Here is a 22,091-nt window from a genome sequence, read left to right as displayed (position 1 = left end):
CACCAAGGTCCGCCGCAACATGACGGCGGCCCCCGCTCCATGTGTGCCTTGTGCCTCGAAGGGCTCGACCCCGCGGGGCGGCCCAGGTTGGCGGCGGCACATGGGGGCGACCCCGCAGGCTGGAACCCCCTGGGCGACCCAGGTTGGGCGGCGGCCGCCTGCACACCCGCCGGCGAAGCGCATCCGCGCCCTGTCCCTGCGCGCGCCCACGCGCGGCTCACAGCAACCCGCCCCACCGTCGGTCAGGTCACGCCCGCCTGCGGAAGTCCGCATTTGCGCCCCAACGAAGTTCATCTCACAAGCTCGGCTCACCTATCGTCCTCCCTGCCGGCCTCCCGTCGCTCGTCCTCGACACCGACAGCCAGCCCCGTTTACCTTGGACGAAAGATGATGAGCACAGGGACTGCTCCCGGATCTCCGGGCCTCGCCGCGAGTTACATGAGGGCTGTCCGCAGCGCGCCTTTCGCGGTGATCGAGTGCGCGGGGAACCTCGACGAGCTCGTGGTCGCCGAGTGGAACGCCGAGGCAGAACGCATCTTTGGATATACCGCTGACGAAGCGGTGGGCCGCCGCCTCGCGGACACGATCGTGAGCGAGCCGGACGCCGAGACCTTCGGGCGTGCGCTCGGGAAAGAGAGCGCCCCGCTCCGCTGCACCCACGCCCGCAAGGACGGGCGCGTTGTCGTGTGCGAGTGGCGGTATGCGCCCGTGCTCGACGACGGCGGCGAGCCGATTCGGCTGCTCTGCTTCGGGCAGGATGTCACGGAGCAGGTCGAGGCCGTCGAGAAGTTCAAGGAGGGCGACATGATCCTCCGGGCCATCCTCGGCACCGTGGATGCGGCCGTGACCCGGATGGATCGGGATGGAGTCTGCACCTTTCACGAGGGCAAGACGCTCCAGTCCCTCGGCCTCCGATCGGGCCAGTTCGTCGGATTGAACGTGTTCGACGAACCTCCCGCGCCGATGGACATGGAGCCGATGCGCAGGGCGGTCCGGGGCGAGTTCGTCCGCACGCGCGTCGAGGCGTTCGGGATGGCCTGGGAGACGTGGCTCGTCCCGCTGACCGACGAGCGCGGGGAGCGCAACGGCGCGGTCAGCTTCACGCTCGACGCCACCGAGGCGAAGGTCAGGGAAGACGAGCTGAAGGCGCGGCTCGACCTCATCGAGCGCCAGCAACAGGTGATCCGCGATCTGTCGACGCCCATCATCGAGGTCTGGGACAGCGTGCTGACCCTCCCGATGGTGGGCGTCGTCGACAGCAGGAGGGCCGCCGACGTGATGGACGACCTCCTGGCCGCCATCGTGGACAAGCGGGCCCGCTTCGCGATCCTGGACCTCACCGGCGTCGAGGTCGTCGACACGGAGACAGCGAGTTATCTCATCGAGCTCATCCGCGCCATCCGGCTCCTGGGCGCCGAGGGGGTCATCACGGGCATCCGGCCCAACGTGGCGCAGACGATGGTCTCCCTCGGGCTCGATCTGTCGGGCATCGCGACCGTCGGAAATCTCCGCGCGGGCCTGAAGCTCTGCATGCGGCGCGTGGCAGCGGACGGCGCGGCGCCGCCCGGAGCGCCGCCGCGCGCCCCCGGGGGCGCAGCGCCGAGGCTCCCGGGAAGCGACGGGCGCTGAGGTCCAGGACACGAGGCTGGCCTTGGAGGTCGGGGAGATCGCGGTGGCCTGCCGAAGTTCACCTTTGCGTCGGCAATCCCAGGCCCGTAAGGAACGGCGGACAGGCACCGCGCGCGCGGCGCCGTGGAGACGCCGATCGTGACCACCCACCCCCGCAGCCCCACGAGCGCCGGCCAGCGCCCCGGGAGCCCTCGCCCCGCCGAGCGCCCCCACGTCGCCCGCCGCCCCCTCCTCGTCGCTCGCCGCGCCGCCCTGGCGCTCACCCTCGCGCTCGCCGCCGCCGCGCCCGCTGCGTGCGCGCCTCGGGGCGCCGCGTCGCCGCTCGCCGCCGACGCGCCGCTCCCCTCCGCGTTCTCCGCCGCGCTGGAGGCCGAGATCACGAGCTCCGCCGCCGCCGCGCCGTACCTCGACGCCCTCGACCGCGCCGTCGACGCGCCGAGCGCCGAGGGCGCCCTCGCCACCGTGATCGCGTCCCTCGACGCGCTCGTCTTCGGCGCCGGCACCGCGGGCGGCCCCGACCCCGACGCCGCGGCCATCGCCTTCCGCTCGCGCGGGGCGCTCCCCGAGGTCGCACGGCGGCTCCAGCGCGCCTGGGCGTTCGCGGACGTCTCCGGCCGCGGCGCGCCGGAGATGCCGTTCGTGCGCGGCGCCCTCGCGAGCGCCCTCCACCGCATCGCCCTCTTCGTCGGCGACGAGGCCGCGGCAGCGACCTGGAGCGCGCGCCGCGGCTGCGCGGGCGAGGCCGCCATCGTCGGCCCGCTCGACGCGGCGCCCCTCCACGGCCTCGCCCGGCCGTCCCCCGTGAGCTCCGCGCCGGGCGCGCCGCTCGCCAGGGCCTACCCGGGGCTCGCGCCGTTCGCGCAGAGCGCCTCGCCCATCGTCGTCCGCGCCGATGCGTGCGCCATCGACATCGACGCGGTGAGCGCCCTCCAGGGGACGCGTGCCGTGGTCGTCGACCTCCACAACCCGATCGCCCAGCGGGTGAGCCTCGCGCTCGCCTCGTCGTCCGCCGCCGTGCTCGAGGTGGGCGGCGTTCCCGCCCTCCAACGCGACTACGCGGCGGGCGGCGCGCAGGTCACGCGCTTCGCGACGGTCGAGGCCCAGCCGGGGACGCTGCGCGTCGTCGTGCGCGTGGCGCAGAAGGGCGACGGCGACGCCATCGAGCTCACCGCGTGGGGCGAGAACGGCCTGCCGCTCCGCGCCCGCGCGCCGCGCCCCGGCGCCGCCGCGACCGCGTCGGCGTCCCGGCCCGCCGCCGTGAGCCTTGCTCCGGCCGCGGCGTCGAGCGGCGCCGCCGGCCAGCGCCCCGGCGCGGCGAGCATCGAGGTCGCTGCCGCGGCCCTGCTGGCCCTCGGCGACGCGCGCACGGCCGAGCACCTCCTCGATCCTGACGGCGACGGCCGCCTCCACCAGAGCGACGCGCGCTCCGCAGCCTCCGCGCCACGCCCGGCCGCCTCTGCGCCACGCTCGCCGGCCTCCGCGCCGCCCCCGGCTGCCGCCGCGCCACGCTCGCCGGCCGCCGCGCCGCCCCCGGCCGCCGCCGCGCCGCGCTCGCCGCGCCTCGACCTGCTCTACGCGAGGGCCATCCGCCGCGTGGGCGATCTGCCCGAGGCCGAGGTCGTCGAGCGCATCCGCGCCGCCGTCGATCGCGTGCTCGCCGCATGGCCCGCGTCGTGGGAGGCGCGCCTCTACAAGGCGGAGCTCGCCGAGCGCCGCGGCGGCCGTGGCGAGGGCACCATGGACGCCCTCCGCGAGCTCGGCGTCCGGGTCGCGCCCCCCGGGCCGACCGGCCCGAGCGCGCCCACCGTCGCCGACGCCGATCGCATGGTCCTCGCGGAGCTCGCGGCGGTCGCTCACCGCGCGAACGTCACCGACGTCGCCGAGGCCGCCTACGCGAAGCTCGCCGCGGCGGCGCCCGGCTCGACGCTGCTCGCCGTCGTCGACGACCGCATCCACGGCCGCGCCGGCGTCGACGCGGTGAAGGCCGCCTGCGAGGGCGGGCTCGATCGCTCGAGCGCCGCGTGCCTCGGCGCGCTCCTCGGCGCGAGCGATCGCGACGCGGTCCTCGCCGAGATCAAGCGGCTGCGCCGGCTCCGCCGCGCGCCCGACGCCCTGCGCGACGTCGAGCTCCGCGAGCGCGTCGCCCGCGGCGACCTGCGCGGCGCGCTCGCCGTCTACGACGCGATGCCGCCGGGGCAGCGGGCGATGCTCGAGGCGCTCGGCCTCGCCGCCGGCCGCGGCGACGCCCGCGCCGTCCGGGGCCGCCTCGCCCGCGACCGCACGACCGCGCGCGACACCCCCGCCGGGATCGGCCCCATCACCCGCGCCCTCGGCCTCGCGCCGGATCCGGCGCCGGCGCTCGAGGCCGAGGGCCGCAAGCTCGTGCTGGAGGACCAGCAGAAGGCGTTCCTCCCCGGCGCCGCCACCGCGGTGCTCCGCCACGTCGAGCGGTTCACGATCTCGCCCGACGGGCTCGTCCACTACGTCACGTACGACCTCCGCCGCGTCTCCGGCACCACGGACGTCGCCCAGGGCACGGCCACCTACGGCCCGCTCATCGAGGGCCGCGCCATGCCGCGCCTCCTGCGCCGCCGTATCCACAAGCGGGACGGCCGCATCCTCGCGCCCGACGCGGCCTCGAACGCCGCGCAGGACCAGAGCGACCTCTCCCAGCTCGAGCAGGGCGACTACGTCGAGCAGGTCACCGAGGGGTACGCGCTGCCGGGCGACGGCGGCCAGCTCGTCATCGACACGTGGGACCTGCTCCCCGAGCGCACGAGCGTCCGCGAGGCGACGATCGAGGTCAGCCGCCCGACGTCGCTCCCGCTCGCGCTCTGGTCGCACCCGCTGCTCGGCGCCGCGGAGCAGCGCGCCGAGGGCGCCTCCACGGTCAGCGTCTGGCGCATCAAGGATCAGCCGCCGCGGCGCATGGAGGACGGCGTGCCTCGCGTGGAGATGGGCGTCGGCGTCAGCCTGGGGACGCAGACCTGGGACCACGTGGCCGCGGCGCTCGACGAGAACATCCGCGCGCTCGAGGACCGCGATCCCACCATGACCCGCTGGGCGCGGGAGGCCGCGGGCGCCGACCGGACGCCGTCGCCCGCGCTGCTCGAGCGCGTCGTCGCGGCCGCGGGCAAGGCGGTGAAGGTCGCCGGCGGCGCCGAGCTCTCGGACATGGCGGCGCTCCTCGGCGGCGGCCCGCAGCGCACGACGGCGCGCGCGATGATCGAGCTCGGCCAGGGCAGCCGGTCGTGGGTCGTCTACCGCGCGCTGCGCGAGCTCGGCGTGCGCGCCGATCTCGCGATCGCCGAGACCGAGCCGTTCAGCTCGTCGGCGGACTTCCCGCCGCACGCGGGGCGCTTCCGCCACCCGCTCGTGATCGCCCGCCTTCCGGGCGGCGACGTGTGGATCGACGCCGACGTCGAGGGCCCGCCGCTGCCCCCCGGCCGCATCAGCCCCGAGCTGCGCGGCCGCGCCGCCATGCTGCCGAGCGGCGAGCTCGTCACCGTGGCCGGGACGAGCGGCGAGACCGGCGACGAGGTCGACCTGCGCCTGACGGTCGACGCGCAGGGGAACGCCACGGGAACGTTCACGATCCTCCTGCATGGCCGCGCGGCGCAGGCGCTCTCGGAGGCGTTCGAGACCGTGGTCGGCACCGCGCGGCGCGAGATGCTCCGGGGCGTCGTGCTCGGCTGGCTCCCGTGGGCCGACGTCGAGGACGTTGTCGTCTCGTCGACGGAGGGCTCGTGGGAGGTCGCGCTCCGCGCGGCCGTGACGATCCACGGCTTCGCGCAGCCGGCGGGCAAGGACGCCGCGGCGTGGACGCTGCCGGGGCTCGAGCCGGTGCACCTCGTGTTCCCGCGCGCGTACACGAGCACGCTCGGCGCCTCGTACGCCTCGCGGGGGGCGCGCAAGAGCGCGCTCGCGATCGAGACCGCGCTCCAGTACCACGTGCGCCGCCGGATCGAGCTGCCCGAGGGCTACGCGGTGGCGCGCGCGCCCGAGGGCGTGCGCGTCGAGCACGCGGGCCTCGCGGCGTCGCGCAAGGGCAGCTACGGCGCGGCGATCGAGGAGGACTTCGCGCTGAGCTTGCCGACGGGGACCGTGTCGATCGACGAGTACAAGGCGTTCGTCGAGCGGGTGCAGGCGGTCGACAGCGGCTTCATGGCCGGCATCCGGGTGGCGCGCCCGGCGGCGCCCGCGCGGCAAGCCAGCGGCGCGCAGGGGCCCGGCGCTGTCCGCGGCGGAGCGCGGCAGCAGGCGCCGGAGAAGAAGCCGTGAGCCTCGACGTCCGCGAGTCCGTCCCGCTGGCCGCGCTCACGACGCTCGGCGTGGGCGGGCCTGCGCGCTATTTCGCCGAGGCCGCCGATGAGGCCGCGGTGGTCGACGCGTTCCGCTTCGCCGAGGCCCGCGGCGTGCCGCTCTTCGTGCTGGGCGGCGGCTCGAACCTGCTGGTCGCGGACCGGGGCGTCGACGCGCTGGTGCTGCGCGTGCGCGTCCGCGGGATCGAGCTGCTGCGCGGGCGCGGGGTGGCCAGCGGCGCGGAGACCGACGGCGCGGAGGCCGGCGGCAGCGCAAAGGCCGGCGGCAACGCGGAGGCCGCGCGCGCCCTAGTGCGCGCGGGGGCGGGCGAGGCCTGGGACGACCTCGTGGCGCGCTCGGTCGCCGAGGGCTGGGCGGGTATCGAGTGCCTGTCGGGCATCCCGGGCGACGTCGGCGCGACGCCGATCCAGAACGTGGGCGCGTACGGCCAGGAGGTCGCGGAGACGATCGTCGAGGTCCGGGCGATCGATCGCGCGACGGGGGCGGCCGTGGTCCTCTCCGGCGCGGACTGCGGCTTCGGCTACCGCGACAGCCGGTTCAAGCGCGCGTGGCGCGGGCGGTACGTCATCACGGCCGTCACGTTCGCGCTGCGCCCGGGGGGCGCCGCGACGGTGCGCTACCCCGAGCTCCAGCGGGCGCTCGCCGTGCCCGCGGGGGGCGCCGCGCCGCCGCTCGGCGAGGTGCGCCGCACGGTGATCGCGCTCCGCCGCGGCAAGTCGATGGTGCTCGATCCGGCGGACGAGAACGGCCGGAGCGCGGGGTCGTTCTTCATGAACCCGACGCTCGCGCCCGACGTCGCGGCGGCCGTCCTCACCCGCATCGAGGTGGCGGGCGTGCTCGCGCCCGGCGAGGCGATCCCGCGGTATCCGGCGGACGGCGGCCGGGTGAAGCTGTCCGCGGCCTGGCTGATCGAGCGCGCCGGCTTCACGAAGGGGACGCGCCACGGCGCCGCGGGCATCTCGACGCGCCACACGCTCGCGCTTGTGAACCGCGGCGGCGCGACGGCGGAGGAGCTGCTCGGCCTCGCGCGGCGCGTGCGGCGAGGCGTGCTCGATCGGTTCGGCGTGGCGCTCTCGGCCGAGCCCGATCTGGTGGGGTTTGCGCCCGGCGAGATCGACGATCTCGTCAGCGGCGCCCACCTGTGAGAGGGGACCCGGGCGGCCGAGGCCCCCTGCTCGACAGCTCACCGCCCGGCGTCGTGGAGCATGCCCTTGATCGCCCAGCCGCTGTCGACCTGGCGCGGGTACAGGTCCCCGACGAAGTGCGCGCCGTGCATCAGCCAGATGGCGACCTGGCCGTTCGTGTGCCGCCAGACGATGTCGTCGCGGCGATCGTGATCGAAGTCGCCGACGCCCTGCACCTGCCATGCGAGGTCGCCGGGCCCGTGCGCGTTGTTGTATGAGGGCGAGTCGAAGCCCTGCTCGCCGCCGAACCAGATGGCGAGCTGGCCACTTTCGTCCCGCCACAGGATGTCCGAGCGCAGGTTGCCGTCGAAGTCGCCGATGGCCTGCACCTTCCAGAAGAGGCTCGGGTCCTGGCCGCCGGGGTAGGCCTCGCCCACCCGCGTCCCGCCCGACATGAACCAGAGGGCGACCTGACCGTTCGTGTTTCGCCACAGGATGTCTGAGCGCGCATCGCCGTCGAAGTCGCCGACGCCCTGCACCTTCCACGCGTTGTCGACCGGCGCGGGCTGGTTGTTGTAGCCGGGATAGGCGGCCTGGGCGGCGTCGCCCTTGAACCAGATGGCGAGCTGGCCGTTGGCGTCGCGCCACAGGACGTCCGAGCGCCCATCGCCGTCGAAATCACCGACGCCAGCCACCTTCCAGAAGAGGCTCGGGTCCTGGCCGCCGGGGTAGGCCTGACCGACGACGGCTCCGCCATCCATGAACCAGATGGCGACCTGGCCGCTCGTGTGCCGCCAGAGCACGTCGCTCTGGCCGTCGCCGTCGAAGTCTCCGGAGCCCTGGATCTTCCAGGAGAGGCTCGGATCCTGGCCGCCGGGGTAGGCCTCGCCGACGATGTCGCCGCCGTCCATGAACCAGATGGCGACCTGGCCGTTGGTGTGCCGCCACAGCAAGTTGGTGCTGGCCGAGCAGTCGCACGTGTCGCCGTGGCCGCTGCACTGGTTCGAGCGTGACGACGGGCACATATGCGACTTGATCCAGTCGAACTCGGAGCCCGTCGTGACCCCTTTGCTGACCCAGCCGTGGGTCACCGTCCACGTGTGCATCGAGTGGACGGCGTAGAGCCGGCTCGCCTCGACGTTCAAGACGGCCCCGCCCGAGTCACCGCTGCAAAAGACCTGGTCGTTGAAGCGCAGGATGTCGTGGCCATCCTCGTACCCGCCGACCACGGCGGCGTCGAAGTTCAGCGTGCCGAAGGGGGTGCTGCAGTCGGCGCCCGTGCGCCCGAAGCCGGCGATCGTGACGCGCGATCCCTCGCCGGGGTAATCGTTGGCCACGACGAAGGGCTTCACGTGCGCCGGCGCGACGCCATTCAGCTTGATGACCGCGACGTCATGCTCGATCTGCCTCTCGGTCCAGGACGGGTTGTAGTCCGGCTGGATCCTGGCCACGCCGCTCAGCACGCGTGGGCGCGCGCCCGGCGTCGCCGGATCGGGGCGAAAGGTCACCGTCGCGTCCGTGGAGCAGGCATTGTCGCCGACGTAGCCATCCTCGCAGAAGCAGTGCGCGGCGGTGAGGACCGTGTCCGCAGCGATGACCATGCCCGAGCAGCTCCCGTGCGAGGTCGACACCTTCACCATCGCGAGCAGATCGCTGGGCCCCGCCGGCGTCGGGTCGACGATCGGCGATGCGACCTGGGCCGTCTCCTCGAAGTCGCCCGCCTCGCTGGCGTCGGCCGCGCAGGCGGCCAGCGGCAGCGCCAGCAAGGGACACAGCCAGCGCCGTCGGCGAACATGCTTTTGAGTCATCGGTTCAATCCTCATTCCGCTACCCTCCTTTTCGCTTCGCCCGCCGCAGTGACGCGCGAAGGGGACATGCATCGCTTGCGCTGGCGCGCGCTCCCGCCCTCCGTCGTCAGAGGGCGTTCAGCGGGCCTCGTCAGCGACGCTTCGTTCTTCAGCTCTCCAGCCTTCAGCAACGCACGTGCCGGGTCGGGGCGGCGCTCGCCCCCGCGGATCGTCGACGCGCATGAGCGGGAGGAACGCTTCTTCCGGCCCCCTCGCGAGCCCGTCGCCTCGAGCGAGCTGTCGCCCCGGCAGGACCAGGTGTCTCCTCGACAGAGACAGGGGTCCAGCGGCGGGGGCGCGACCTGGGCTCCCCGGCCGAGCCATCCGTAAGCGTGATCACCTCCCCGGACCGGAGGGCGCGCGCCGCGCCGGCGCTGCGCCTCCACTCGCTGCGCTCGAGCGGCGACTTCGAAGCCTGCTGGGCGTTCCACCTGCAGCAGGAGCATGACCGAACGCACCGTGCACGTTATGCAGGGGGCGATGTCCCCTCACCGCTGCCGCCGCCTCGACCCAAGCTGCGCCGAGCGAAATGAGCAAAACGCTCTCGCTCCAGAAGCGCCGCCCCCAAAGCTACTCCGGACACCCACGGTCAACGCCCATGGGCGCCGAAGCGACCCCGGTCGTAGACCACATCGTTGATGCCCAACCTCCGACACATCTCCCCAGCACGGTTTCAGGCGAGAAGGCTCATGCAATCAAACAAGCATCTTTTCTTGGCTGAATTACGTGCCCTGAGCTCAGAGCTTGAAGAGCTTCGCCAGGAGGCCGACCGTTGCGGCAATTTCGATCCCTTGGAAAAGAAGCTGGGCTCCGTTCGCCAGTTCGTCATGAACGCGGAGAACGCCTCGTGCTGGCGGCGCTGGGAAGGCGATCTCGAGCTTCTTCACGAGGCCACGATGCTTCGCGATGTCCTGGATCGCGCTCTCTGCGACCTGGAAAAGAACCATTCCCGCCACCTTTGCCAGCGACCGGCAGAGGGAACCTTGCCTCTGGAAGCCTATCTGGACGCGACTTACACGGAGTTTCGGAGGTCGTTCCGGGCGGAATTGGCGGCCTCCGGGATAGGCCCGAAATCGAGGATTGTTTTCATAGGGGCCGGGGCGCTGCCCGTCACGGCGCTGCTCTTCGCCCGGGAGAGTGAGGCGGAGTTGCTGTGTCACGATATCGATCCTGAAGCGACCCGTCTCGCGGAAAAGCTTGTCATGCATCAGGGGCTGGCGGAGCGGATCCGGTGTAGCTGCCGTCCGCTCGAATCGATCCCTTGGGTCAGACAGGCGAGCCATTTCATCATCGCCTCACTGGTCAAGGAGAAGGCCGCCGTTCTTCGGCAACTGGGCAGCCAGATGCACGGGCAGGCGAAGATCATCCTTCGCTACGGCAACGGCATCAAATCGCTCTGCAACTATCCGTTCGACAAGGAGTTCTCCGGGTCCTGGCACGTCACCCCGCTCATCTATACCGGCGCGGTCTATGACGCCGTGCTTCTCGAGCGACACGATGGAAGCGAGCCGGGCGTGGTTGCCGCCGTCGACCAGAAGCAGGGTGTGCCGTGAAGCTGCTACTGGCGACCTGCGCAAAGATCCCTCCCGAGGCAATCGGCTGCGATCTGGCCCTCAAGAAGGCCCTGGAACATCGGGGCGTGGAGACCGTCTTGCGTCCCTGGGACCAGATCGAACCGCAGGAGGAGGCAAAAGGCCATGCGGCGGGCGTGGTGGTCCGCTCCGTATGGGACTACACGGAACAGAGTGAGAAATTCTTCCGATGGCTCCACGGATTGCGGGACGAAGCCATTCCCGTGATCAATGAAGTCGACGTGCTACTGTGGAACTCGAACAAGCGGTATTTGCTGGACCTCATCGCCCACGGAGTACCCTGCCCGGTCACGCGCATCGTCGATCAAGATCCAGAGATAGAAACCACGGCGTCCCAAATTCCTGGAGATCGGCTCGTCTTGAAGCCTTGCATCGGGGAGAGCGGCGTGGGCGTGACCCTCGTTGAGCGCCACCAGGTGGCCGCGCAGGCCGAGGCCCTGCGCGCCGAGACGGGCCGGAGCGATCTCTTGCTCCAGGAATTCATGCCGGAAATCCGCGAAGGCGAACTGTCGCTCGTGTTCATCGACGGACATTTCGCCCATGGCGTGAGGAAGCGTCCCAATCCCGACGATTTTCGGGTAAACGGGCGCTACCGCCCGCTTGCTCCGGTGCTCGTCGTTCCCGAGAAGGAGCATGTGGCGGCCGCGGAGGAGGTCTTGCGGCATGTTTCTGGTCGTCCCGTTTACGCGCGGATCGACGGCATCCTGCGCGGTGGCCAGTTTGTCCTGATGGAGATTGAGGTCATCGATCCCGCGCTCTATCTCGACATGGTCCCCGCGTCGGCAAATGCGCTGGCGGACGCCATCGTGGCGGCGATACGTCCTAGCTGATCCGCGGCAGGTCCTTGTAGCGCGAGTCGATTTCGCCGAGGACTTCGCGGATGACGTTCATGATCATGCGGATGTCCGATTCGACCAGATCGCCCATGACACCGATGCGGAACGTCCCGGCGGCGGTCAGCCGTCCCGGGAAGATGGTGATCCCGCGCCGCTCCAGCGCTTCGTACAAGGGCCGGAAGTCATGCGCGAACGGCTCGGGAACATGGAAGGTCGCGATGATGGGGATGGCCACCTCGTCGGGGATCAAGGTCCGGAATCCCCACTGGCGGAAGCCGTCGATCAGGATGCGCCAATTGCGCCGGTAACGTGCCCCGCGGGCGGCCACGCCGCCTTCCCGCCGGTGTCGTTCGCAGGCCCTGGCCAGGCCCGCGACGACGTGGGTTGGCGGCGTCCAGCGCCAGGTGCCGCTCTTTTCCATCGTGCTCCATTGGGCATGGAGATCGAGCGAAGGCGACATGGACCTGCCCGCCGAGGCGGCCAGGGAGCCTTTGTGGACGAGGACGAGGCCGATGCCCGGGACGCTTTCCAGGCATTTGTTGGGAGAGATGATGAGCGCCTCGAGATCGAGCGTGGCCACGTCGATGGGAAAGCCGCCGAAGGAAGCGACGGCATCGATGATGAGGCGCTTGCCCCTGCACCGGGCCACTTCCGCTACCATCTCGACCGGATTGAGCACGCCGGTGCCGGTCTCCGCGTGGCACATGGCGATGTGCGTGATGGAGGGGTCGGCGTCGAGGGCTCTTTCGAGATCCTCGCGCGTTGGTAGCGGCAGCATCGGAAGGTCGAGGGTCGTGACCTTGAGGCGAATGCCCTCGGCGATTTCCCTGAGCCGGCTTCCGTAGAAGCCATTCTGCACGATCAGGATCGTGCCGGTACGCGGCACCAGGGTCTGCATGGCCGCTTCGATGGCGTAGCTGGCGCTGCCTTGCAGGGGAACGCAGGCATGCGTCTCCGGGCCGTTGGCGATCTCGAGCAGATAGCGGCGGATCGCAGCGGTCATGTCGACGAAGTCGCCCGCGTAGGGGTTCCGGTCGAGCAGCATCGTCTTACGGATCTCCGTCGGGACCGTAAGGGGCCCCGGCGTGAGCATGTAGTGGTCGTGTCGGCGCTTCACTCCAATTTCAAGGCATCCACCCTCAGCAATGGAAACAGGGCCGCCCGTGGAGAGGGATCGGCCAATGGCTTCGAAAGCCGCCACGCCGTTGAGCACCTCGTCCATGGGAATGGGATACGGGGCCTCTCCGGAGATGGCATCGGCAAAAGCCTCGATCTCGGCGCGCTCCGTGGAAACAGCCTCAAAGGAAAGGGGACCGCCTTTGCCTGTAAGGTCGACGATCTCGAGCGTGTCCGGGCGACGGATCTCCGCGGAACCCTGGGTCCCGAATACCTGAAGGCGAAATGTCGGCGCCGTGGCCATCATCGTCGTCACCGAGGCCGTGGCTCCGGAGGCCAGGGTGAGGCGGGCGGAGACGGTGTCCTCAAGAGGCTCCAGGGCCGGAATGCGCGAGGAGCCCGCCGCGAACACGCCGGCGACGGGTCCGCCGAGATGGATAATGGCGTCGATCATATGAATGCCACCCCCGGCGAAGCCGCCCGCCGGATTCTCCTCCGCTGTCAATCGCCATTGCCCGGGGGAAAATCGCCCGATGAGGTTCGCGGTGAAGTTGCATTCGATGTGACGAAGGGTGCCCAGGCGGCCCTCCCCGACGACGCTCTTCAGTTTGCGCATCGCGGGAAGGAACCGACGGTTGAACCCCGCGGCCACCACGACTCCCGCCGCCGATGCGGCAGCGGAGACCTGCACCGCGCTGGAGGAGGTGAGCGTGAACGGCTTTTCGACGAAAACGGGGCGCCCCGCGCGGACGCAGGCCTCGATCTGCGCGGCATGGAGGGAATGGGGTGTGGCGAGTACGATGCCCGCGATCGTCGGTTGGGCCAGCGCTTCTTCCAGCGAGGCGAGGACCTTGATTCCCCGCGAGGCGGCCGCCTGTTCGATGCGTCCGGGAGTACGGCTGACCGCGGCGGCAAAACGGACCTTGGGGCTGACGCCCTGCACGGCATCCACGAGGAAGGTGCCCCACCGCCCAAGTCCGACGATTGCCAGGTCGATCATCGACGCCTTCCAGGTAGAGGTTCCGTCACGCGGCCGGTGCCTGCGGCGCTTCGCCGTTCTTGGCCGACACGTAGAACCCGTCATGGGTCTGCAAGCGTTGCAAATCGGGATGGAGGGGACGGCGGTCCCCGGGATGCAGCTTGAGCCAGAGCCGCAGGAGGAGCCGGCGCCGCTCGACTTCGGGCCAATCCTCGAAGGTGGAGCGCGAATGAAGGACCGTGTAGTTGCTCATCAACGATGCTTCTCCTGGTTCCAGCATGAACTTGTAGGCGAACTCGTCGCTGTCGGCGACTTGCTGGAAATAGTCGAGCGCGTCCCGCTGAAGGTGGGTCATTTCCTTGTTCCTCGCGGCCTGCTCAACGAACGGCTTGACCATGAAGACGCTGAGCTGGCCCTCGACTTCGCTGAAGACCGGAACACGGTAATCGGTTATCAGCGACCGCTCCCCCTTCGCCTCCTCTCCCTGCCAATGGACGTAGTAACCGGCATAGAGCGGGGCGAGATATTCGGGATGGGTCTCGACGATCTTGTCATGAATGGCGAGGGCGCTCGCTATTCCGCTGTGGCCGCCCAGCTTGGCCTTGCGGATCGCCAGAAGCCCGACCAGCGCGCCGAAGTCGCTGTGCATGTCCAGGGGAATATTGGAGTTGTAGGCCCGCCCGCCCCCGCGATCGATGACCTGGTTCAGCCGGTCGCCGTGATGGCTCTGCTCGACCGGCACTCCGAGCTGCTTGCCCACGGCCCAGAACAACAATCCCATTTCCTCCGGCGTATAGGTCTCGACCGGCCAGCCGCGGATGATGATGACGCCGCGCCTGTGGAGAACTTCGTCGGCGATCCGGCGGATATCGTCGTGAATCTCGACGAGAGGAAAATCGCTCTCGGAAGCGGTCCGGAGCGTGAGGTTGCGTTTCCGCGCCTCCTCCATGATCTTTTCGAACGCCTTCAGGTGCCGGGGCCCGAGATCGAAGGAGATTTTTTCTTTCGTCAGGTCCGAGGCTCTCCAGGCCCCGGGATGGCCAGTGTACCTTGCAAGGCTGTTGGACATGTCGCTTTCCCGCGTGAAGGTTGCAGGGCAAGACGGCCAATTGCCACTAAATCAATTTCGCCGGCGGTGGGGAGAAATTTCCAGCCATTATGTCGTAAAAACGACGGACGCTCGAATGGACCGGCTGCTTTTCCTGGGAGGTCCTCAGCCACAGCCGCAGGAGAAAGCGGCGGCGTTCCTGTTCCGGCCAGTCCTCGAAGGGAGCGCGGTCGTGCAGAATGGCGTAGTTGTTGACGAACAACGCCTCGCCCGCTTCCAGCATGAAGGTGAATTTCAGTTCATCCCCGACGGCATGAAAGTATTCGAGCGCCTCGCGCTGCAGCTCCGTGAGCGGCTCTTTTCGCTCCGCGGCTGCCTGCTCGACGACCCTTCTGTTCATGAAAGAAACGCTGACCTGCCCGTCGAGCTCGCTGAAAAGGGGCACGCGGTAGTCGAGGTTGATTGGACGCTCACCCTTTTTCTCGTTGCCCGTCCAGTAAATATAGTAGCCCTCGTACAGCGGCGCCAGATATTCCGGATGCGTGGCGGCGATGCGGTTATGAATCTCTATTCCGCTGGCCAGGCCGCTCAATCCCCCCGATTTGGCCCGCCGGATGGCCATCAGCCCCATGATGCCACCGTAATCTGTATGGAGCGTCAGCGCGTTCTCGGAGGTGAAACCTTTGCCCCGCGTCCCCGGTACCAGCTGGGGAACATCGGTCACATAGCCGAGACGATCCCCTTTCCAGCTTTGAACGATGGGCTCTCCCCATTGCTTGCCCAATGCCCAGTAAAGGAGAGCGATCTCCGCTTCCGTACAGCGGTCCATCGGCCATCCGCGGACGATGACCACGCCGCGGCCATTCAGGATCCTGTCGGCGATGAGCTGCACATCGCCCTGGATGTCCTCGAGCTGAAAATCCTCGTTGGAAGCGTTCTCGAGCGTGACGCTGCGTCTCCGGGCTTCCCGGATCACGCGGTCGAAGGCCTCCAGGTGTCTGGGCCCGAGATCGAAGGCAACATCGTCCTTGGTCAGGCTCTTTCCATCCCAGGCCCGGGGGTGTTTAATTTGTTTCGTTTGGATCTTGGAGGGAGCAAACGATGTTTCCACGGTGGGTCATCCTCTCGGGGGCGTGAAGCCGGCAAAGCTGACGAGATCGTCGTTTCCCGCCTGATCCTTTCGATAATGCCGCATTGTCGCCGCACAGTATACCGCTTCCCAGGCAACGTCATCATGGGATCCTGACGGGGACCGGCATCAATCGCCTCGGACCAGAGCGCGTCCATGCTGTTGCGGGCCGGTGCAGGCAGCCGTCTCGACAAGCTCGGCAGCTGAGCCCGAAAGCATAAGTCCTCCTACGGGCGCCGTTCTCTCGCTCCGGCAGCCGATCCTCCCGCTCCGGCGCCCGATCCTCCCACTCCGGCAGCCGATCCTCCCGCTCCCGCGCCCGATCCTCCCACGCCGGCAGCCGCTCCTCTCGCTCCAGCTCCCGCGCCAAGAGCTCTCTCTTCCTCTCCCCTGCTCCCTCACCGGTCCTCTCTCGCCCATCCGCTCCATGCGTCGAGCCCGCACGGGTGCCGCTTCGCCCCTGACGTGCATCGCCGTCGCGCGCGTTCCGCGCGCATTCCCGGCTCCGAGGCGAGCCTTGCGCTGCGGCGCCCCCTGCGCTTTGATGGCCGCCCTGCCCCTTCCGAGGTGAAACAGTTCATGGCGACCCTTGGCGAGCTTCGTGAGCGCATCGACAGCATCGACGACCGGATCCTCGAGCTCCTCGCGGAGCGGGCCGAGGTGGCCTTCGAGGTCGCTCACGCGAAGCGCGCCGCGAACGCCACGCAGTTCCACGACCCGGAGCGGGAGCGGCGCGTGCTCGCCCGCCTGCAGGCGAAGGGCGCGGGCCGCTTCCCGCGCGACGCGATCCGGGTCCTCTTCCGGGAGGTGATGAGCGCCTGCCTGTCGCTGGAGGAGCCCATGAAGGTGGCCTTTCCGGGGACGGAGGGCGCCTTCGCGGAGGTCGCGGCGCGGCACCTGTTCGGGCTGGCCGCGCTCTACCGGGAGACGGGCACCATCGAGGGCGTCTTCGATGCGGTGCGCGCGGGCGAGGCGGCCTGCGGCGTCGTCCCCGTCGAGAGCTCGACCGACGGCTCGGTGACCCTGACGGCGGACGCCCTGATCGAGAGCGACCTCCAGATCCGGCAGGAGCTCGTGCTCGACGTCGCCTATTGCCTGTTCAGCAAGGCAGAGGGGCTGAGCGGCGTCGCGCGGGTCCACGGGCACCCGCACGCGCTCTCGCAGTGCCGCCTCTGGCTCGCGAAGCACCTCCCCGGCGCGCAGATCGTCCAGACCGTGTCCGCGGCCGCGGCGGCGCACGAGGCCCTCGGCGACCCCGCCGCGGCGGCGATCGGCAGCCGCGGGGCGGGCGAGCTCTACGGGCTGCCGCTCCTGCGGGAGCGCATCCACGACCGCGCCGAGAACGCGACCCGCTTCATCGTCATCGCCGCGGGCGACGCGCCCGCCACGGGCGCGGACAAGACCTCGATCGTCTTCTCCGTGCAGGAGGAGCCCGGCGCGCTCCGCCGGGTCCTCGCCATCTTCGACGACGCGGGCATCAACCTGACCCGGATCGAGTCGAGGCCCAGCCGGCAGAAGCACTGGGACTACGTCTTTCTTGTCGATCTGGAGGGCCACCGGAGCGATCCGCGCGTCGCCGACGCGATCGAGCGGCTCCGCGCGCGCTGCGAGATGGTGAAGGTGCTCGGGAGCTACCCGCGGTCGACCGGCGCGCGCTGAGGCGCGGGCGCGGCCCATCCGGCCGGTCCCCGCCGGGGGCAAAGGCGTTAACGAAGCCTCGCGCCGCGTTCTCCTACAGCCGAACGTTTATGTGAACGTTTACGTGGTCGTGAACGTGGTCGTGGTCGTGGTCGTGGTCGTGGTCGTGGTCGTGGTCGTGGTCGTGGTCGTTCACGGCTTGCCGTTGACGACCACGACCACGACCACGACCACGTAAACGTAAACGTTCACGTTGGTGGCCGATGGGTGGGAACGCCTACGCCCCGACGGGGGATGGTGCCCCGCGAGGAACGGTGATAATTTTCCGTGCCCGTGCCGGCCGCGTCGCTCGCGCTCGCCCTCCGCGCTGCCCGAACGGCCGCAAGCGCGGTCGCCGGCACGCTGCTGGCCGCCGTCGCCCTGCCCGCCGCAGCGGCTGAGCCTCGCGCCGCAGGCGAGCCGGTGCTCGTCCTCGCCGCCTTCCCGGGCGCCGGCGGCATCGACAAGCGCGCCCTCGACCTCGTCGTCGCCCATATCCGCCCCGTCGGCGTCCGCCTTCAGATCGTCCGCCCCGGCACGCCGAGACCCGTGCTGCAAACGCTCCTCCCCGAGGCCAACGCGCTCGCCGACACATGGGACGCGCGAGGCGTGCTCTGGATCGACGCCGGGTCGAGCGACGAGCTCGCCCTGTACGTGGTCGAGCGCGACGGCGAGCAGATCTACGGCCGCCGCATCCCGATCTTGCCCGGACAGAGCGCGACCGCCCTCGAGTCGCTCGCCAACATCGCCGGCGCGGTCGCCGAGGAGCTCCGCGAGGGCCACGTCGCCGGCCTGGCCGAGGTGAAGGTCGCCCCGGCCCCACCGGCCCCGGCGGCTCCACCCGAGCCCGCCGCTGCCCCCGAGCCCGCCGCGTCCCCTGCGGCGCCCGCGAACGCGACGCCCACGGACGCCGCGCCGGACCTGCAGGCGCCCGCGGGCCCGCCGTCGCCATCCACGCGCGCCCGCCGCGACGCGAGCCCGCTGCCCACGTTCGCCGTCCTCGCCGGCTACACCGGCGCGAACTTCAGCAGCGACGCGCCCTGGCAGAGCGCCGCCGCTGTCCGCGCCTCCTGGGCGCCGGTGGACTACGCCGTCCTCGGCCTGGGATACGAGCTCATGCCCTCGACCTCCGTCGGCGGCGAGCAGTCCACGTTCGAGCTCTCGCGCCACCCGGTGATCACGACCGGCCAGGTCCGGCTCAGGCTCCCCCTCGGCCTCGACCTGCAGCTCGGCGCGCGCGCCACCGTCGATATCGTCGAGCGCGTCCCCGAGGAAGGCACGACCCAGCAGGCGCTCACGGAGCCACCACCGTTCCCTCCGCCTCCCGGTCATGGCCCGCCACCGCCGCCCCCGTGGCGGTGGCCACGGATGTTTCCGCAGCAGCTGCCGCCGCCGGAGGCCCGGACCGACGTACTCGTGAGCGTCGCGCCGGTCGCGGAGCTCGGAGTCCCGCTCACCGGGTGGCTCCGCCTCAAGACGACGGTGGGTGTGGACGTGCTCCTGACGAAGCCAGACGCCGCCGTACACCCGGCCCTCGCGCTTTCGGCGGATCCGGTGCGGATCCTGGCCGGCGTCGGGCTGGAGCTCGGCCTCGCCCTGCCGGCCTCGCCGGCCCCCGCGGGCATGGTCAGGAAATGACCATCCGCGCCGCATGACCCGACACGAAAGGAAAATTGACCCGCTTCGGACCGTGCATCGCACCAGGTCGAAGCGATGGACGCTGAGCACGCGCGAGCTCTCTCCAGGCGCCTCGGCCCACTGCCCGAGCCGCTCCTGGCCAGCGCCATGACGCGCCCCGTCCCCGCCCCGCCGCCTGCCCCGTCACCCTCTGGGCCCGTGCCGTCTGACCTCGAACGGATGCGCCGCGCCGGCGCGGGTGACCCGGAGGCCCAGGCCTGGCTCATGACCCACGTGATCTCGCGGGTCCGCCGGATCGCGCGGACGTTCCTCCGCAGCGCGGCCGACGCCGACGACGCCGCGCAGCTCGGCCTGCTCGCGATCCTCGAGAGCGCGTCGAGCTACCGCGGCGAAGCCACCGTCGAGGCCTGGGCCAGGCGCGTCGCCGTCCGGACCATCCTCCGGTACGCCAGGCAGCAGCGCCGGGAAGGCGCGCCCGTGGCCCCGGAGAGCGCGATCGACGACGAGATCGCCCTGGCGCCACACCAACCCCCGTTCGAGGCCCTCCCGCGCGAGGCGCGCGCGTACCTCGACGAACTGCCGGAGGCGCAGCGCACTGCGATCCTCCTGCACCACGCGCTCGATCATTCCATCGAGGAGATCGCCGGAATGACCGAGGTCAGCCCCGATACGGTCAAGAGCAGGCTGCGCCTCGGGATCGGCGCGCTCCGCAAGCAGGTGCGACAGGACCTCGCCGTCGGCCGGAAGAGAGCATCATGACAGGGACGCAGAAGTCCGAGATCGATCTGGACCTCGTGCCCGCGATCCTCGCCGCGGAAGCGCGCGGCGAGCCGATCCGCCCCGAGGACGCGGAGCTCCTCCGCCGCGCCGAGCAGGACGACCCCGAGCTCCGCAGCGAGGCGCCGCTCTGGGCCGCCATCGGCAGGCTCGGCGACGCGCGCGGCGACGGCCGCGAGCTCAGCGACGCCGCCATGCTGCAGCAGGTGCTCGCGCGCGCCCGCCTCGAGCCCGGGGGCGCTCGCCTCGAGCCCCGAGGCGCTCGCGTCGACGCCAGAGGCGCCCGCCTCGAGGCCGCGCCCGAGAGCACCGCGAGGCCGCGCGCAGCGCCTCGGCCAATGCTGCGGCGAGGGATCGCCGGGTCGCTCGCGGGCGTCGCCGTCGCGGCGACGCTCCTGGCCGCGCTCGCGGCGGAGCTGTTCGATGAGCCTGCGCACGCACCCCCGACGGCGCCGAGCGGGAACGAGGCGCTCGATCCGAGCGGCGCGCGGCGCACGGTCCTGAGCCTCCCCACGCTTTCGGTGCCGGAAGCGCCTCCGCCGGGCGCCGGCGCGCCCACCGCCGAGCCCTCACCAGGCGCCGGCGCGCTCTCACCGGGCACCGGCGCGCCCTCGCCAGACGCCGGCGCGCCCACCGCCGAGCCGCCGTCCGGCGCGAGCGCGCCCGCCGCCGAGCCCTCGCCCGGCGCCGGCGCGCCCACCGGCGAGCCCGCGGCCGCCAGCGCCGTCGGGGCCCGGGATCGCGCGCAGCCGCCGCCCAGGCCGCGCGCGGAGGAGCCCGCGACGGGTCCGCAGGCGCTGCTCCTGCGCGCGCAGGCCCAGCTCGGGCAGGGGAAGAGCGCCGAGGCGAACGCCGCCTACCGCGCCCTGCTCGCACAGCACCCGGGGAGCCCCGAGGCGCGCGCGGCCCTGGTGTCGCTCGGGCAGATCGCGCTCCACCAGGGCAAGGCGGCGGAGGCGCTCGGCTATTTCGATCGCTACCTCGCCGGCGCGGGCGGCCCCCTCGCCGCGGAGGCCCGGGTCGGCCGGGTGCAGTGCCTGCGGCGGCTGGGGCGGGCGGCCGACGAGCGCGCGGCCATCGCCGATTTCCTGGCGCGTCACGGCGAGAGCGTCCACGCGCCGCGGCTGCGCGCGCGCCTGTCCGAGCTCGGCGGCCGCTGAGCGCCGGGGCCTGACGCCGGCTCGCTGGCGTCCGCGCGGTGGGACGCCGGCTCGCTGACGTCCGCGCGGTGGGGCTTCTTCAAAAAAGATTGACCCCTGATCCCGCCGCGTCGCCACCTGGCCATCGAGATGTCGCAAAACCTTTGCCGAATTGAAAAATTACCTTCACGAAGCGCATGGCGCGCCGGCGTCCTTGGCGGGGTCGTGGCCCTCGCCTCGCTCGCCTGCTCGAGCTCCGTGGACGGCACCAACGACACGTCGGGCTCGGGGGGCTCGGGCAGCTCGGGCAGCTCGGGCGGCTCCGGCGGCTCCACCGGGTCGGGTGAACCGACCGGCGATCCCACGAAGCTCGTCGGCGCCTTCCAGGTGCGCTCGCTGCCTGCTGCCGAGCCGGGTGCGGCGGGTAGCACGTCGGTGATCGGGAAGATCTACGACGGCCCCACGCCCTCGCAGATCGTCTGGGAGGTGCAGGCCGAGGAGGGGGGCTGTCAGCTCCTCACGCCGCGCGTCCCGTTCTGCAACGAGCCCTGCGGAGGCAGCGCCGTCTGCGTGGAGGACGACACGTGCCAGCCCTACCCGGCCGCGCACAGCGCTGGAGACGTGACGGTGACCGGCCTGAACCTGGAGTCGGGCGCCGCGTCCCTCGTCATGAGCCCCACGGCGAACAACTACCAGCCTCCCGCCGGCACGAAGCTCGGCTACCCGCCCGCCAACGAGGGCCAGGTGGTCCGCTTCGAGGCGAGCGGCGATTTCTTCAGCGCCTTCACGGTGGAGGCCAAGGGCGTGAGCCCCCTCGATCTCCTGAACGAGACGATAGCGCTCGAGCCCGATCAGCCCCTGCAGCTCACGTGGACCCCGCCGGGGCAGGCCGACATCGCCAAGCTCCACGTGAAGCTCGACATCAGCCATCACGGGGGCACGAAGGGGATGATCGAGTGCAACGTCGAGGACACCGGCTCGCTCGAGCTCCCGGCATCACTCGTCAAGCAGCTCCTCGACCTCGGCGTCGCGGGCTTCCCGACGATCATCGTCACGCGCAAGTCCGTGGGCTCCACGACGATCCCGCCCGGCCGGGTCGATCTGGTCGTCTCGTCCCAGATCGAGCAGGCGGTGGCGATCGCCGGGCTCACGTCGTGCAACGACGACTCGCAGTGCCCCGAGGGCCAGACCTGCCAGAGCGATCTCACCTGCAAGTGAGCCTCGCCGATCCGCGGCG

15 protein-coding genes are annotated in these 22,091 nt (G+C 71.1%); 11 read left to right on the top strand and 4 right to left on the bottom strand.

What is annotated here, in order from left to right; genetic code table 11:
- Positions 1–438 precede the first annotated feature (438 nt).
- From POL72_RS40660 to POL72_RS40650, 3 genes are all read left to right on the top strand, one after another.
- Positions 439–1,629: a PAS domain-containing protein gene (locus POL72_RS40660; protein ID WP_272102234.1), complete on the top strand. Its 1,191-nt coding sequence runs from the start codon at positions 439–441 to the stop codon at positions 1,627–1,629.
- 138 nt (positions 1,630–1,767) lie between these two features.
- Complete coding sequence (locus POL72_RS40655) at positions 1,768–5,910, top strand: hypothetical protein (RefSeq protein WP_272102233.1); 4,143 nt, start codon at positions 1,768–1,770, stop codon at positions 5,908–5,910.
- Complete coding sequence (locus tag POL72_RS40650; protein WP_272102232.1) at positions 5,907–7,097, top strand: UDP-N-acetylmuramate dehydrogenase; 1,191 nt, start codon at positions 5,907–5,909, stop codon at positions 7,095–7,097. Before POL72_RS40655 ends, POL72_RS40650 begins: the two co-directional genes overlap by 4 nt.
- A 38-nt stretch (positions 7,098–7,135) precedes the next feature.
- On the opposite strand, the gene POL72_RS40645 is transcribed toward POL72_RS40650, so the two are convergent.
- Positions 7,136–8,884, bottom strand: coding sequence for an FG-GAP-like repeat-containing protein (locus POL72_RS40645; protein WP_272102231.1), 1,749 nt, complete (start codon positions 8,882–8,884; stop codon positions 7,136–7,138).
- 728 nt (positions 8,885–9,612) lie between these two features.
- Here POL72_RS40645 and POL72_RS40640 point away from each other — a divergent pair.
- Both POL72_RS40640 and POL72_RS40635 read left to right on the top strand, forming a co-directional pair.
- Entirely contained in the window at positions 9,613–10,476 is an 864-nt protein-coding gene (locus POL72_RS40640; protein WP_272102230.1) for a nicotianamine synthase family protein, read from the top strand.
- The gene (locus tag POL72_RS40635) at positions 10,473–11,345 is read left to right on the top strand and encodes an ATP-grasp domain-containing protein (protein WP_272102229.1); all 873 of its coding nucleotides are present in this window, start codon (positions 10,473–10,475) and stop codon (positions 11,343–11,345) included. Before POL72_RS40640 ends, POL72_RS40635 begins: the two co-directional genes overlap by 4 nt.
- Here POL72_RS40635 and POL72_RS40630 read toward each other — a convergent pair.
- Genes POL72_RS40630 through POL72_RS40620 form a run of 3 tightly spaced genes read right to left on the bottom strand, consistent with a single transcriptional unit; the run spans position 11,338 to position 15,605 of the window.
- A complete protein-coding gene (locus tag POL72_RS40630) occupies positions 11,338–13,467 on the bottom strand; it encodes a 2-aminoethylphosphonate--pyruvate transaminase (RefSeq protein WP_272102228.1) in 2,130 nt (709 codons plus the stop codon). The two genes, POL72_RS40635 and POL72_RS40630, sit on opposite strands and share 8 nt — an antisense overlap.
- Before the next feature lie 25 nt (positions 13,468–13,492).
- The gene (locus POL72_RS40625) at positions 13,493–14,515 is read right to left on the bottom strand and encodes a TauD/TfdA family dioxygenase (RefSeq protein WP_272102227.1); all 1,023 of its coding nucleotides are present in this window, start codon (positions 14,513–14,515) and stop codon (positions 13,493–13,495) included.
- A 46-nt stretch (positions 14,516–14,561) separates the two neighbouring features.
- A complete protein-coding gene (locus POL72_RS40620) occupies positions 14,562–15,605 on the bottom strand; it encodes a TauD/TfdA family dioxygenase (protein WP_272102226.1) in 1,044 nt (347 codons plus the stop codon).
- Positions 15,606–16,202: 597 nt separating this feature from the next.
- Here POL72_RS40620 and pheA point away from each other — a divergent pair.
- From pheA to POL72_RS40590, 6 genes are all read left to right on the top strand, one after another.
- On the top strand, positions 16,203–17,282 hold the full coding sequence (pheA, locus tag POL72_RS40615) for a prephenate dehydratase (protein ID WP_272102225.1): 1,080 nt from the start codon (positions 16,203–16,205) through the stop codon (positions 17,280–17,282).
- 91 nt (positions 17,283–17,373) lie between these two features.
- Positions 17,374–17,499, top strand: a complete 126-nt coding sequence (locus POL72_RS40610; protein WP_272102224.1) for a hypothetical protein — start codon at positions 17,374–17,376, stop codon at positions 17,497–17,499.
- 89 nt (positions 17,500–17,588) lie between these two features.
- Positions 17,589–18,938 (top strand): hypothetical protein, encoded by a 1,350-nt coding sequence (locus POL72_RS40605; protein ID WP_272102223.1) that lies wholly within the window; start codon positions 17,589–17,591, stop codon positions 18,936–18,938.
- Positions 18,939–19,202: 264 nt separating this feature from the next.
- Positions 19,203–19,697 (top strand): RNA polymerase sigma factor, encoded by a 495-nt coding sequence (locus POL72_RS40600; protein WP_272102222.1) that lies wholly within the window; start codon positions 19,203–19,205, stop codon positions 19,695–19,697.
- The gene (locus POL72_RS40595) at positions 19,694–20,875 is read left to right on the top strand and encodes a tetratricopeptide repeat protein (protein ID WP_272102221.1); all 1,182 of its coding nucleotides are present in this window, start codon (positions 19,694–19,696) and stop codon (positions 20,873–20,875) included. The genes POL72_RS40600 and POL72_RS40595 overlap by 4 nt, the downstream gene beginning before the upstream one ends.
- 204 nt (positions 20,876–21,079) lie before the next feature.
- Complete coding sequence (locus tag POL72_RS40590) at positions 21,080–22,072, top strand: hypothetical protein (RefSeq protein ID WP_272102220.1); 993 nt, start codon at positions 21,080–21,082, stop codon at positions 22,070–22,072.
- Positions 22,073–22,091 lie beyond the last annotated feature (19 nt).

The organism is Sorangium aterium, from assembly GCF_028368935.1.
In the GTDB taxonomy this organism is placed as follows: domain Bacteria; phylum Myxococcota_A; class Polyangia; order Polyangiales; family Polyangiaceae; genus Sorangium; species Sorangium atrum.
This window is presented reverse-complemented; position numbering and strand designations above follow the sequence as displayed.